This is a genomic window from Mesorhizobium sp. M0293 (genome assembly GCF_040321735.1).
Lineage (GTDB): Bacteria > Pseudomonadota > Alphaproteobacteria > Rhizobiales > Rhizobiaceae > Mesorhizobium.
On record NZ_JAMYSA010000144.1, the window covers coordinates 1 to 13,237 of the forward strand.

General features: G+C 60.9%; 11 protein-coding genes and 1 tRNA gene. 5 read left to right on the top strand and 7 right to left on the bottom strand.

Going from position 1 to position 13,237, the window contains the following annotated elements; genetic code table 11:
* The first annotated feature begins 74 nt into the window (after positions 1–74).
* Positions 75–425 (top strand): hypothetical protein, encoded by a 351-nt coding sequence (locus tag NKJ06_RS31200; RefSeq protein WP_352635329.1) that lies wholly within the window; start codon positions 75–77, stop codon positions 423–425.
* Positions 426–765: 340 nt separating this feature from the next.
* On the opposite strand, the gene NKJ06_RS31205 is transcribed toward NKJ06_RS31200, so the two are convergent.
* The 3 genes from NKJ06_RS31205 to NKJ06_RS31215 form a co-directional block, all read right to left on the bottom strand.
* Positions 766–1,614, bottom strand: a complete 849-nt coding sequence (locus NKJ06_RS31205) for a DUF8608 domain-containing protein (protein ID WP_502905664.1) — start codon at positions 1,612–1,614, stop codon at positions 766–768.
* 103 nt (positions 1,615–1,717) lie between these two features.
* Positions 1,718–1,792 (bottom strand) — tRNA-Val (locus tag NKJ06_RS31210).
* 362 nt (positions 1,793–2,154) lie between these two features.
* Positions 2,155–2,838, bottom strand: a complete 684-nt coding sequence (locus tag NKJ06_RS31215) for a phosphoglycolate phosphatase (RefSeq protein WP_352635333.1) — start codon at positions 2,836–2,838, stop codon at positions 2,155–2,157.
* Between the two features lie 381 nt (positions 2,839–3,219).
* Here NKJ06_RS31215 and rpiA point away from each other — a divergent pair, with 381 nt between their 5' ends.
* From rpiA to gor, 3 genes are all read left to right on the top strand, one after another.
* Entirely contained in the window at positions 3,220–3,951 is a 732-nt protein-coding gene (rpiA, locus tag NKJ06_RS31220; RefSeq protein WP_352635335.1) for a ribose-5-phosphate isomerase RpiA, read from the top strand.
* Positions 3,938–4,519 carry a DUF2059 domain-containing protein gene (locus NKJ06_RS31225; protein ID WP_352635337.1) on the top strand — a complete coding sequence of 194 codons (582 nt, stop codon included), beginning with the start codon at positions 3,938–3,940 and terminating at the stop codon, positions 4,517–4,519. Before rpiA ends, NKJ06_RS31225 begins: the two co-directional genes overlap by 14 nt.
* A gap of 116 nt (positions 4,520–4,635) precedes the next feature.
* The gene (gor, locus tag NKJ06_RS31230) at positions 4,636–6,027 is read left to right on the top strand and encodes a glutathione-disulfide reductase (protein WP_352635339.1); all 1,392 of its coding nucleotides are present in this window, start codon (positions 4,636–4,638) and stop codon (positions 6,025–6,027) included.
* A gap of 243 nt (positions 6,028–6,270) precedes the next feature.
* Here the strand turns inward: gor and mgtE are convergent, their stop codons facing one another.
* Entirely contained in the window at positions 6,271–7,635 is a 1,365-nt protein-coding gene (gene mgtE / locus NKJ06_RS31235) for a magnesium transporter (protein WP_352635341.1), read from the bottom strand.
* A gap of 271 nt (positions 7,636–7,906) precedes the next feature.
* Positions 7,907–9,793: an ABC transporter ATP-binding protein/permease gene (locus NKJ06_RS31240; protein WP_352635343.1), complete on the bottom strand. Its 1,887-nt coding sequence runs from the start codon at positions 9,791–9,793 to the stop codon at positions 7,907–7,909.
* Positions 9,794–10,396: 603 nt separating this feature from the next.
* Between NKJ06_RS31240 and NKJ06_RS31245 the strand changes: the two genes are divergently transcribed.
* Complete coding sequence (locus NKJ06_RS31245) at positions 10,397–10,843, top strand: hypothetical protein (RefSeq protein WP_352635346.1); 447 nt, start codon at positions 10,397–10,399, stop codon at positions 10,841–10,843.
* Between the two features lie 35 nt (positions 10,844–10,878).
* On the opposite strand, the gene NKJ06_RS31250 is transcribed toward NKJ06_RS31245, so the two are convergent.
* Together NKJ06_RS31250 and NKJ06_RS31255 are read right to left on the bottom strand one after the other, a co-directional pair.
* Positions 10,879–11,559, bottom strand: a complete 681-nt coding sequence (locus NKJ06_RS31250; RefSeq protein WP_352811894.1) for a DsbA family oxidoreductase — start codon at positions 11,557–11,559, stop codon at positions 10,879–10,881.
* 16 nt (positions 11,560–11,575) lie between these two features.
* Positions 11,576–13,237: extracellular solute-binding protein (locus tag NKJ06_RS31255; RefSeq protein WP_352811896.1), on the bottom strand; the 1,662-nt coding region annotated here is incomplete at its 5' end.

Below are 13,237 nucleotides of genomic sequence, written 5' to 3' on the forward strand. Positions count from 1 at the left end.
GCCGGTTGCTCAACCCGCGCCACAAGGCGTAACAAAAACGGTCGAGGCTCTAATCGCAGCTGGATGACAGTTCAGTGGCAGGTCAGCTGAGGGAAATGGAACTTCGTATGCAACGAGTCGAGTCTGCGGAAAGCTTCTCGGTCGAGGTAAACTCCCGCATGCCGCCAGCACGAATGCAAGAATACGTACTTAATGTTCAACTTGAAGAATATTTGCCTGACGCAGATCGCAAAAATGCGCTAAAATCCATTGGTCGATTTTTGTTCAATAACTTGGAAGCTCAATGGAAAATTCTAGCTGATGATACAATACAAGTTTACGCTCCATTGGGAGCTCAGAATCGAACGCACCAGATGGAGACAGCACTTTCTGAGCTTCCATATGTGAAATCTGTTCGATTCATTCCGCTGCATCGACGTGGTTAAGTTTTCCGCGGCCGCTACCCTTGCCACAGTCGAGAGCATAGCACGTTCGGCGCCGAACTCATGTGCCTTCCCCTCGGCTTGGGAACGGCTCCTTGAACCGAAAGCCTAGCATTCCCGGTTGTCACTGCGGATGAATGCGTTGCGCTCGGCACAGTTCATCTCATGCGCCTGGCTATGGCTAGGGTCGTAGTTCTTCTCGCAGCACTTCCCGCGGGATGACGGCGCGGTGCGGCCCAAAGCGGCCGAGGTAGGAATCCGTATGGATTCCCTTGTGGCGGGCTGGCTTTGGCGGTCCCGCTGAACTGAGTAGGAATATGCTCCTGTTCCCGAGTGTCAATAGTTAGAAATTGCCATCCTTGACCAGCAATGCCGCTGTCATCTTCTCCAGTCGACTCTTTCGACCGTCGACTAGATCCTTGAGCATCTCCTCCAAAATCTCGAAGCAGTTGATTAGGGTTTCGAACTTTGCGTTGCCTTGGTGGCTGCCAAAGTTTCCGACGTTGCGCATGGCGTTGAATGCGTCCTTGTGGCCCGGCTTCTTGTCTTCCAGGTATTCGATACGCTGAGCCAGCGTCATGTCATAATCCCCGCCCTTATTATTCACGCCCATGTAGGGGACCTCGAATTGGTCAAGCAAGCGCTCGAGGAAGATCCGGATACGGTTGGCGCACGACGCTGGGTCCACCCACAGCAGCTCGAATGCCTTACGAAGATGGGCGGCGCATTCCTTGCTAAGTTTCGGGGACATGGGAAATACTGGTGGGGCAGGGTACATTTGAGTGGGCGAATAGTAGGTGGAGTTGAAGCTCACCATCTCGCCCAATTCCCCCTCATACTGCTCTTGATGTTGGGAGGTAACCCGGCCGCAGACTGCCACGACCTCTCCGCAGAGCTTATTCCCGCATACTAAGAAGCAGATGAAGCGCTCCGTCACCCACTCCGGTTCCCAGTTGGAGTCAGACTGCTCGGTCACAGAATATGCCGTCTCCAGCGTTTGGCGGCTATCTTTATGAAGAGCGAGTTGCCCTGACTTACATCGCGGGCAAGGGAATTTTGGAAATGCGCTGTAGTAGGGGCGCCAAAGATTTCGTTCCACGGTCCACCAAATGCTGGTTGAGCGCTTTTGAATAGAACACTTGACGTGCTCGAGCCAGTCCGACGACACGGCCAGCTCGTTGCTGCGCTCCATCACGTTGTGGCTGATCGTCAGCTGACAGGGAGCGCCATAGCTCTACTCGGACCGGCTGCGGGACGGCAGCTCCACCATGGCTATCTTGACCGCAGGAAGGAAATGGTGGGCGATGCAGGGATTGAACCTGCGACCCCACCCGTGTGAAGGGTGTGCTCTCCCGCTGAGCTAATCGCCCGCTCGTTGCCCGAAGGCCAAGCGAGCCGCGATATAAGGGAGGCGGGTGTGGGAAGTCAAGGCGCTGTCTGGCGTTCCGCTAAGGATCGGATTTGCTGCCCTTTCCGCGTTGTCGCCGAGGCGGGGCAGGCCGCTTCCCAAGGCAATCGCATATAGATTCTTGCGAAGAGGACCCCCACCCTAACCCTCCCCACAAGGGGGAGGGAAGCTGCCGCGCTCTCGCCTTTTGCGTCGAAAACGTTGGAAATTTGCTGATATCAGCGCCGACGGAATCTCCCTCCCCCTTGTGGGGAGGGGTTAGGGGTGGGGGTATTCGTAGGGCGCAAGCCTTTGCCCATATGCGATTGCCTGCGCCACTTCCCGTCACTGCCCAGCCGCAGCAATCAGCCTTTGCGCCAGGTCGAGCGTCAGAGCGTCGAAATGCGAGATCACCGCCGAGGGTTCGAATTCGCGCACATGGCGGTCGGTGTAGCCGAAATCGACGGCCACCACCGGAATGCCGGCAGCCTTGGCGGTGTCGATGTCGGTTTGCGAATCGCCGACCATCAGCGCGCGATGCGGGTCGCCGCCGGCCAGCTTGATGGTCTCGATCAGGTGGCGCGGGTCGGGCTTGCGGAACGCGAACGTGTCCTGTCCGGCAATTGCGGCGAAATGCCTGGTCAGGCCGAGCGCCTCGATCAGCGCCAGCGAGTTGGCTTCGTACTTGTTGGTGCAGATGGCCAGGAGATAGCCTGCGTTCTCGAAGCGCGCGATCGCCTCGACGACGCCGGGGTAGGGGCGTGACTTGCCGGGGATGTTGATTGTGTAGTGGTCGAGGAAGAGTTTCAGCAGCCGGTCGTGCTCCTCGACATCAAGCGATCGCTGATGGGCCGCATGCGCCCGCTCGATCATCACCCGTCCGCCGTGACCGACAAAGCGCCTGAAGCCGGCTTCGTCGACCGCCGCGATGTCGCTGGCGGCAAGGCTGTGGTTCAGGCTGTCGAGCAGGTCCGGCGCCGTATCGATCAGCGTACCGTCGAGGTCGAACACGATGATCGGGCGGGTCATGGTCTGTCCTGGGCCAAGTTTATACAGGGGCAGGCGATAGCGGCTGCGGCGCGTCAAGGCAAGCTTACTGGGCAAGCACCGGGCCAACTCGTTCAGGAAGCCCCATCGGGCCGGACATTTTGGCGGCGCGCCGCCAGAAATGGAAAACCCGCCGCGGCGGCGGGTTATCGGCGCGAATCAGCACCATGACCAAATATGTAGCATGCCTGCCGTCACCGGGTCAACGAGACAGAGGAAATAATTCCTATATCCGCTGCCGTTGATGGTTCGCGCGCACGTCGATGAGATGCGGCGCATCGGCAGAGCTCTTGCCAAGGGCTTTGACCGGACAGGCAAAAATGGTAGGAGCCCGAAACACTGGGTTTCGGGACAGCAAGCGGCATGGATGCAAGGCAATTGAAGGTCGAAGCCGCACGGGCAGCACTTGCCCATGTGAGCGATGGCATGCGGCTCGGCATCGGCACCGGCACCACGGCCGAAGAGTTCGTGCGGCTGCTTGCCGACAAGGTTGCCACCGGCATGACCGTCATCGGCGTGCCGACTTCGGAGCGCACCGCTTCGCTCTGCCGCGAACTCGGCGTGCCGCTGTCGACGCTGGAGGAAACGCCCGAGCTCGATCTCACCGTCGATGGCGCCGACGAAGTCGACCCGGAGCTGACCTTGATCAAGGGCGGCGGCGGTGCGCTGCTGCGCGAGAAGATCGTCGCCGCGGCCTCCCAGCGCATGATCGTCATTGCCGACCGGTCGAAGATGGTCGCCACGCTCGGCCGTTTTCCCCTGCCGATCGAAGTCAATCAGTTCGGCCTGCGCGCGACCGAAATCGCGATTGCTGCCGCGGCTGAAAAGCTCGGTCTTTCCGGTCCGGTTATATTGAGGATGACGGGGGGGCAGGCTTTTGTTACAGACGGCGGCCATTTTATCCTCGATGCATCTTTTGGCCGCATTCCGGATACAAGAGCGCTTTCGAATGCTCTCCACGCCATTCCGGGCGTGGTCGAGCATGGTCTTTTCATCGGGCTGGCGTCAGCGGCCATCATCGCCGGCGGCGACGGTATCCAAACTGTCCATGCCGCCCGAAAACCAGGGAGTTCTACCGATCATGATGTTGCATAACCGGGTTCGCAGCCTTTCCATCCTTCTGGCGGCCTCAGTCGTTTTCGCCTTCTCGTCGCCGGCGTTTTCGCAGGATGTCACGGAATCGCACCTGAAGGCCGCCCGCGCCGCGGTCGCTGCGATCCACGCGACCGACCCGTTCGACAACATCTTGCCGCAGGCAGCCGCCGCGCTCGAATCGCAGCTGATCCAGAAGAACCCGGACATGCAGGAACTGATCGGCAAGACCATCAACGAGAAGGCTCTGGCGCTGGCGTCGCGCCGCGCCGACCTCGAGAAGGAAGCAGCACTCGCCTACGCAAAAGTGTTCTCCGAAAAGGAACTGACCGATATCGCCGCCTTCTACAATTCCGATGCCGGCAAGAAGCTGCTCGATAGCGGCCCGACGGTGACCCGCGACCTGATCAAGGCAGCCGACATCTGGCAGAACGGCGTCGGCCGCGATCTCGCGCAGCAGGTCGGCGAAACATTGGCCGCGGCCGCCAAGGCAAAGGCGCCCGCAGCGCCTGCCGCCCCGGCGGATGGCGCGGCACCCGCCGATGGTGCGGCGCCCGCGGACAACAACTGATCCTGCGTTTCAAAACGGCCTAGCGGCCATCTGCGAAAGCCCGGCTTGTCCGGGCTTTTCTTTTGACGCTTTGCGGCCTACCTGTCTCTCAAATTTCCGAAGCTCGAGGAGCCGTCATGGCCGGTTACGACTACGATCTTTTCGTCATCGGCGGCGGCTCGGGCGGCGTGAGGGCGGCGCGCGTGGCGGCCGCACTCGGCAAGCGCGTCGGCATCGCCGAGGAATACCGTTTCGGCGGCACATGCGTCATTCGCGGCTGCGTGCCGAAAAAGCTCTATGTCTATGCCTCGCAATTTCCGGAGCATTTCGCCGACGCCGCCGGCTATGGCTGGACGGTGGCCGAAGCCAGTTTCGACTGGCAGACGCTGGTCGCCAACAAGGACCGTGAGATCAGCCGGCTGGAGGCGATCTACAAGCGGAATGTCGAGGGGGTCGGCGGCGAGACTTTTCATTCGCGCGCCATGATCGTCGACCCGCATGTGGTGCATCTTCTCAGCGAAGATCGTACCGTCACATCAGACCAGATCCTGATCGCCACCGGTGGCCGCCCGGCGGCGCATCCGGCGCTGCCCGGCCACGAACATTGCATCTTTTCCAACGAGGCTTTCGACCTCGAGGAGCTGCCCAAGGCGATCATGATCGAGGGTGGCGGCTACATCGCCGTCGAATTCGCCAACATCTTCCACGGTCTCGGCGTCGACACCACGCTGGTCTATCGCGGCAAGGAAATCCTCAGCCGTTTCGACATGGACCTGCGGCGCATGCTGCACGAGACGATGGAGAAGAAGGGGATAAAGATCCTCTGTCATTCCGTGTCCGAATGGGTGCGCAAGCGGCCGGACGGCCGGCTCGACGCGGTCATCAGCGGCGGCGAGGTGCTGACGGTCGATCAGGTGATGCTGGCCATCGGCCGCATTCCCAACACCGAGAATATGGGCCTCGAAGGCATCGGCCTGGAGATGACCAAGATCGGTGCGATCGCTGTCGACAAATACTCCCGAACCAACATCGACAACATCTGGGCGATCGGCGACGTCACCAACCGCGTACAGCTGACGCCCGTGGCGATCCATGAGGCGATGTGTTTCATCGAAACCGCCTTCAAGGGAAATCCGACCGCGCCCGACCACGACACGATCGCCACGGCGGTCTTTTCGCAACCGGAGATCGGCACCGTCGGCCTGTCGGAGGACGATGCCGTCAAACGCTTCCCCGACATCGAAATCTACCGCGCCACATTCCGGCCGATGCGGCACACGCTGTCCGGACGCGACGAGAAGATGCTGATGAAACTGGTGGTCGATGGCGCGTCGAAGAAAGTGCTCGGCGCCCACATATTGGGGCCGGACGCCGGCGAGATGGCGCAGCTTCTCGCCATTCCGCTGAAAGCCGGCCTGACCAAGGATGATTTCGACCGCACGATGGCGGTGCATCCGACAGCGGCGGAAGAACTGGTCACCATGTACAAGCCGACCTATCGCGTGAAGGACGGCGAGCGGGTGGATTGACGGGCAAAACCCGGAGCAGTCGCATTTAGGAACGCCATGCTGGCGCCCTACGAATACCCCCACCCCTAGCCCCTCCCCACAAGGGGGAGGGAGACTTCCGTAGATGCCGATCCTTGGCAAGTCGCTTGCGTCTCAGCTTCAAAAGAGCGCGCGGCAGCATTCCCTCCCCCTTGTGGGGAGGGCTAGGGTGGGGGTCCTCTCCGCAAGAATCCTTGTGCGGTTGTCGTTGTCCAACACTGGCCGCTACAGCAGCGTCCCGCGCAAGATCACCAGCGCCACCGAGAAATAGATCACCAGGCCGGTGACATCGACCAGCGTGGCGACGAACGGCGCCGATGCGCTGGCCGGATCGAAGCCGATGCGTTTCAGGGCAAACGGCAGCATAGACCCAGACAGCGAGCCGAACGTGACGATGCCGACCAGTGCCGCGCCCACCGTCGTGGCGATCAGCGGCCAGTGCGGGCCATAATCGTAGAAGCCCATATATTGCCAGAGCGCGATGCGGCAGATGCCGACCACGCCGAGCATGGCACCCAGCACGATGCCGGTGGGCAGTTCGCGCAGCGCCACCCGCCACCAGTCGCCGAGACCGATCTCGCGCAGCGCCAGCGCACGGATGACCAACGAGGTCGCCTGCGAGCCGGAATTGCCGCCAGAGCTCATGATCAGCGGGATGAACAGCGTCAGCACGATCGCCTTCTCCAGCTCGCCCTCATAGCTCTGCATGGCGTTGGCCGTCAGCATCTCCGAGATGAACAGCGCGCACAGCCAGCCGCCGCGCTTCCTGATCATGGCGAGGAAGCTCATCTTCATATACGGCTCGTCCAGTGCCTCCATGCCGCCGAAACGGTGCACATCCTCCGTCGTCTCCTCGATCATCGTGTCGATAATGTCGTCGATGGTGACGATGCCGAGGATCTTGCCGTGGTCGACGACCGGGACGGCAAGCAGATCGTATTTGGAGATCGTCTGCGCCAGGGTTTCGCGATCGGTCAGTGGGCCGACCGTCACCGGAACACGATCCGGCGCCACCGTCATGATCGAATCGTCCGGCTCACCGGTGATCAGCCGGCGCAGGCCAGTCGACCGCACAAGGAGGTGCGTTTGCGGATCGACGATATAGATCGCGTAGACGGTCTCGCGCGTCCGCTCGACCTTGCGGATGTAGTCGAGCGTGCGGCCGACGGTCCAGTCCGAGGGCACGCTGACGAACTCCGTCGTCATGATCGATGCGGCGCTGCCTTCGGGATAGCCGAGAATGGCAAGCAACGTGGCGCGCAGCGGCGGCGCAAGCCCGCCGAGCAGCTCGGAACGGGCCGGCTCGTCGAGCTCGCGCAGGATGTCGGCGGCACGGTCGACCGACATGGCGGTGAGCAGCTTGCCCGCCTTGGCGCGCGGCAGTGCCTCCATGAGTTCGAACGCGCCGTCGAGTTCAGGCTGATCGAAGATCTCGACCAGCCGCTCGAACGTCACTTCACAAAGCAGCTCCGTCGCGGTTTCTCGCGGCTCCCTGTTCAGGGCCTCGACAATGTCGGCGACGTGATCGTTGGCTAGGATACGGGCGATCGCGACAGCCTCGTCGCTCGCTACGGCGGTAAATTCGTTCATGGCTCACTCCTTGCCGTCCGGCAGGACATGAACCATTGGAGGTCACGTCTAGGCGGACGGCGGTTGCGTTCGACTGTGACTGTCGCCAGGCATGGCGCGGTGACCTTTCCGCTTGCGGGTTCGCGTTTGACTATCTGCAAGCGGGCGCAACATAGGAGCGCGCTTTGCCGTGTCAATCGCAGGGAGGAAGGAAAATGCCGGCGAGCGGCCGAGATCGCGAGACTGTGATCGCCTGCCGCCGCAAGTCGCGGCCGGCTCGGTCACAGCGTCGTTATTTCTGCTTCAGCCGGCGCGAGAAACGCAGCCACTTGTCCTCGACCGGCCTCGGCTGCGTGAGAATGGTGGTGAGCTCGACAGGCAGGGTCGGAACCAGCGGCTTCTTGGTGGCGACACCGTCGGCGATCGCGACGATGCTGTGGTAGAATTCGCTGCCTGTCATCGATCGTGGCGCCACCGCCTCGTGCATGACGCTGATCACCGTGACATCGGGGCAGTTGTCCTTGATGGCCTGGTGGAAGGCAACCTTGCCATCGGGATCGAGCGCGCCGGTCGCCTCGTCAAGAAACAGCAGCCCCGGTTGCTGCAGCACGATGCGGGCCACTACCAGCTTCTGTTTCTGGCCGCCCGACAGGACCTGATCCCAGCTTTTGCCCTCGCGGTTTTCGTCGGCCATGTGTTCGATGAAATCGCCAAGCCCGGCCTTGTGCAATGCCGACGCGACCTGCGCATCGCCATGGTCGTGCTCGGAGCCGGGCAGGCAGACCAGCTGTTTCAGCGACACCGGCTGTAGCTTGACCTCCTGGGCGGCATAGAAGCTCTTCACGCCTTCGGGGAAGACGATGGTGCCGCGGCCATACGGCCACAGGCCGTTGATCGCCTTGATCAGCGAGGTCTTGCCGCAACCCGATTCGCCTTTCAGGAACGTCCACTCGCCGCGCCGGAAGCGCAAATTGGCGGCACTGAGGAAGGGGGTGGCGTCCTCGCCCTGATGCGCCAGTTCGAGTTTTTGGATGGTCAGGCCGAAAACCGGGTTCTGGCTGGCATAGTGGAAGTCGGAGCGGCCGGTCTGGCTGTAGAATTCCTGTGGGTGCTGGACATTCTCGATCGCATTGGCCAACTCGGTGACACGCTGGCTGTTGGCACGCAGCGTGGCGATGTTCGGCATGACGTGGATGAACCACGAGCATTGACTGATCAGCGAATTGACCAGCTCGGAGCCGGTTATGTAGCCCTTGAGATCGAAACCGTTGTGGATGAACGGCACCAGGCCAGGTCCATAGGCGACAATGCGGGCACCAATGAAATTGTAGATCAGCTCGAACGAATTGTAGCCTGTGTTGACGATATTCAGCCGCGCCCAAGTGCGGTCGATGTCGACATAAAGTCGATTGTGCATCGTCTTCTGCACGTGCTCGCCTTGCGAGGCCGCGACATGGAAGCTGCGACGCAGGAAAGTGGTCAGCTCGCCGCGATAGCTGCCTTCGGATTGCTGCATCCTGACGTTGAGCCGTTCCAGCAGACGACCCAGTTTGACCGCGATCCAAGTGTTAAGCGGTACGTAGGTGGCGACCGCCAGGAAAGCCAGAACCGCGCTGCCGTAGCTGCCGAGGAATTCCAGCCCTTTCACTTCCGCCGAGTTTTCAAGCAATTTCTGGCCGACGAAATAAAGCGATGTGGCAACGCCCAGGACGCCCATGGCGAGACCGATGGCTCCGCCGGTCATGTCCTTGATCGATTCCTGGATGCGCTGATCGATGTTGTCGGGAGCGGCATTGCCGGACGAACCATGCTGGGCGTGGAAATGCGTATGATTGGTGTCGAGCAGCGCTTCGTTGAAGCGGCTGTCCAGCCAGCCGCGCCATTTGCGATGCAACGTCGCTGACACGAGGCTGCGTATGCCGGTGAAGCCGGCGTCCTTGAGCACGACCAGCAGCACGAGGATGCCGGCATTGACCAGCAGCGAGCGAAGCGGCGTGGTGTTGGCGGCGTCATGGAAGAAGGCGATCGAGTTGACCAGTTCGCCGGAGGCTTCGGCGAACCAGACACCGGCTTTGCTGGACAGCGCCGTGAGCAGTGCGATCACCAGCGTCAGTGTCCAGGCTTCCTTCCAGCGGTCCGAGACCCAGTAGGCCCGCATCAGGCCCCAGAAGCTGCGCATCGACGATACCGGCGTCAGAAGCGATCGCCCTGCGGCATCGCGAGGTGTTTTTTCCGGTACTGACTCTTGCGATGGTCTATCGACCCGAATCACTATCCCGCCCAAACCTTTTTTCTTTTGTTACGGATGGTAACACCAATTGATCATTTTCCATTAATTTAAAACCGGGCCGACCGGATTACCCCGGCTTCCGTTGCTGTGAGGCAACAGATTGCACGCTGAAATATGGCGCCAACGGTCGGCAAAAATCAGGATATCGTTATTGATTTCAAATGTTTGATCTGGGAAGTCAGACCGTCCGAGTAGCTTCCCCTAGGGAAGGGTTTTCACACGGTTTTGTGAACTGGAAATCATGTGGACCGGTCTGTTTTCTCACTGCGGGCTGGCCTGGAAACCCGAAAATTGCCGTTTGTGATCTCGCCGCGCCGGCCGTCATTATCCTTGCCGGAGTCAGGAAGTGACCGGAAAATCGTCTGAGCAGCGCGTTCCGTCTTGTCGGGTCAGCCGAGGAACTGCGTTTGACAATTCATCCGTTCGGGATTGAACCTTGCCGGGCATTGTCGACACACATGCATGTCCGGTTCTCCAACAAGGAAGTTCCCAATGCTTGCACGCGCGGCCGCAATCCTGTCCCTCTTCGCCTGGCTGCCTCTCTTTGCCTCGGTATCTTTGGCGCATGCCGCCTCGCAGAGCATCCCGGCCAGCGCCGAAGGCCAGATCGAGTTCAACACGCCGTCCGGCAACATTGGCTGCATCTACACGGCGAAAGGCGGCACCAGCACCTACGAGCCAAGGGATGGCGGCCCGGAGCTGAGCTGCTCGCGGGTCGAACCGCGCTACGTCACCATCATCCTCGGACCCAAGGGGCCGGCCACGCTGATCAAGAACCCAGGCGAGCAGGGCTGCTGCAGCGATGTCGACAAGCTTGGCTACGGCAACAGCTGGAGTGCGGGGCCGTTCTCGTGCCAGTCGTCAACCAAGGGACTGACTTGCACGGCCACGAACGGCCATGGATTTTTTATCAGCAAGGCCAAGGTGACGGTGAAGTAAGACTTGCTCTTGTCGGAAAGGTGAGGGTGCCGGCCTCAGCCGACCTTTTCCAATTCGCCGCGCGCCTTGGCAGCCGCCACCTGACGAATGGCATCGGCCAGGGTATCGGCATCCTGCGCACCCATGACCGCATATTTGTCTTCGAGCAGGAAGCACGGCACGCCAGATATGCCCATGCGCGACGCGGTGGCGATCTCGGTGCGAACCGCCTCTACATCGGCGTCGGTCGGCAAAAGCGTGGCAACCACTGATGCGTCCATGCCGGCTTCGCGCGCGGCTTCGGTCAACACGGCATGGTCGCCGATATTGGCGCCTTCCTCGAAATTCAGCTGGAACAGCCGGCGCACAAGCCTGTTCTGCACGGCTTCGCCGGCAGCACCGGCCCAGCGGATCACGCGGTGCGCATCGAGCGTATTCGGCGCCACCTTGATGGCGTCGAAGGCGAAGGAAATACCTTCGGCTTCGCCCAACGGCTCAATGCGGGCATGAATCTCGCGGATACGTTCATCGCTGCCGAACTTGGCCAGCATGTATTCGTGCCGATCCTTGCCCTGCGCCGGAATGGTCGGATCGAGCTGGAACGGCCGCCAGCGGACATGCACGTCGACATCGCCGACAGCGGCAATCGCCTTGTCGAGCCGCTTCTGACCGATGAAGCACCATGGGCAGACGACGTCGGACACCACATCGACGGTGACGGCGTTCGGTTCGCTCATCTCGTTCTCCTGAATTTCAGTTCGGCTTGCGCCACCAGGTCGGCAGTTGATACCCAAATATGGGCGTCTTTTGCGGATGTTCCAGATAGTTCCAGTAGGCAATCCATTGCTGCGTGTTGTGCTGCATCGGTACCATGTAGTTGCCGGAGATCAGCAGCCGGTCGAGAACACGAACGGCAGCGACATAATCCTCCTTCGAGCGGGCGCGCAGCATCGCTTCGATTGCCGCGTCCACCGCCGGATCGGCCACGCCGGCAAGATTGAACGAGCCTTCCGTCCTGGCCGCGGCCGAACTCCAACGCCCGGTCTGTTCGATGCCGGGCGACAGCGAATTGTTGAAGCCGCTCGATCCGACCAGGACCTCGAAATCGAAGCGCTGCTTGCGCGACTGGATCTGATCGCCATCGAGGCTGCGAATGGTGAGGTCGATGCCGATCTTCTCCAGCGTGCGCTGGTAGATGCCGGCAAGGCGCTCCTCGTCCTGCGAGGCGGTCAGGATCTCGAAGCCGAAAGGTTTGCCCTCGGCATCGAGCATTGTTCCATTCTGCACGTGGTAGCCGGCACTTTTCAGCAGGTCGAAAGCTGCCTTCAATACGCGGCGGTCCTGGCCTGATCCGTCAGTCACCGGTGGCCGGTAAGTGCCGTCCATGACATCGGCCGGCACACGGCCGGGATAGGGCGCCAGAAGCGCCTTCTCCCTGTCGTCGGCCGGATGACCGAGCGCGGAAAGCTCGGAATTCTGCCAGTAACTCATCGTGCGCGTGTATTTGCCGCCGAACAGGTTCTTGTTGGCCCATTCGAAGTCATAGAGCATGCCGAGCGCGCGCCGCACGACCGGGTTGGAAAACTTCTGCAGCCTCGTGTTGAACAGGAAACCGGTCACCACGGGCGGAATCCCGGTGTCGAAGGTTTCCGCGACCACGTCTCCCTTGTGGAAGGCGGGAAAATCGAGATCGCGCTCGCGTTTCACCGGATCGCCGTCGTCGTCGATGGCGCAAAGGCCCTTCTTGAACGCTTCGAGCTTGGCGTTGGCGTTGAGGAAATACTCGATGGTGATCTGGTCGTAATTGTCGAAACCGCGCTTGGCCGGGATATCCTTGCCCCAGTAGTCCGGATTGCGCTTGAAGACGATGCGCTGACCGGGCTGTACCTGCGCGATCGTATAGGGACCACTGCCGATCACCGGCTTCAGCGTCGTCTTGTCGAAGGTTTCCTTGTCGAAGGCGTGCTTCGGGATGATCGGCGTCAGCGCGATGATCAGCGGGAATTCGCGATCGGCCTTGTCGTTGAAGGTGAAACGCACGCTATGGTCGCCGGTCTTTTCGAGCTTTGCGACCCTGGCCATGCGGTCGCTGTAAGGGGGTCGCCCTTTCTCGGTATAGACTTCATAGCTGAAGAGCACGTCCTCCGGCGTCACCGCCTGACCGTCCGACCACTTGGCCTTCGGGTTCAGATGGAATTCGATGCTCCGGCGCTCCGGGTCCATGTCGGCGGTGTCGGCGAGCAGCCCGTAAAGCGTGAAAGCCTCGTCGGCATTGCGCTGCATCAGCGGCTCGAAGACCAGATTGCCGAAGATCGTGTCCATCATGCCGCGCGCCGTCGTGCGCAGGCTCTTGAGGATGAAAGGGTTGAGATTGTCGAAGCTGCAGACGACGCAATAGGTGATCGAGCCACCCTT

Bases quoted from the DNA above. Each gene is read 5' to 3' on its own strand.
- NKJ06_RS31205 (WP_502905664.1), bottom strand. From the start codon at position 1,614: ATGGAGCGCAGCAACGAGCTGGCCGTGTCGTCGGACTGGCTCGAGCAC.
- NKJ06_RS31215 (WP_352635333.1), bottom strand. From the start codon at position 2,838: ATGACCCGCCCGATCATCGTGTTCGACCTCGACGGTACGCTGATCGAT.
- rpiA (WP_352635335.1), top strand. From the start codon at position 3,220: ATGGATGCAAGGCAATTGAAGGTCGAAGCCGCACGGGCAGCACTTGCC.
- NKJ06_RS31225 (WP_352635337.1), top strand. From the start codon at position 3,938: ATGATGTTGCATAACCGGGTTCGCAGCCTTTCCATCCTTCTGGCGGCC.
- gor (WP_352635339.1), top strand. From the start codon at position 4,636: ATGGCCGGTTACGACTACGATCTTTTCGTCATCGGCGGCGGCTCGGGC.
- mgtE (WP_352635341.1), bottom strand. From the start codon at position 7,635: ATGAACGAATTTACCGCCGTAGCGAGCGACGAGGCTGTCGCGATCGCC.
- NKJ06_RS31240 (WP_352635343.1), bottom strand. From the start codon at position 9,793: ATGCGCAGCTTCTGGGGCCTGATGCGGGCCTACTGGGTCTCGGACCGC.
- NKJ06_RS31245 (WP_352635346.1), top strand. From the start codon at position 10,397: ATGCTTGCACGCGCGGCCGCAATCCTGTCCCTCTTCGCCTGGCTGCCT.
- NKJ06_RS31250 (WP_352811894.1), bottom strand. From the start codon at position 11,559: ATGAGCGAACCGAACGCCGTCACCGTCGATGTGGTGTCCGACGTCGTC.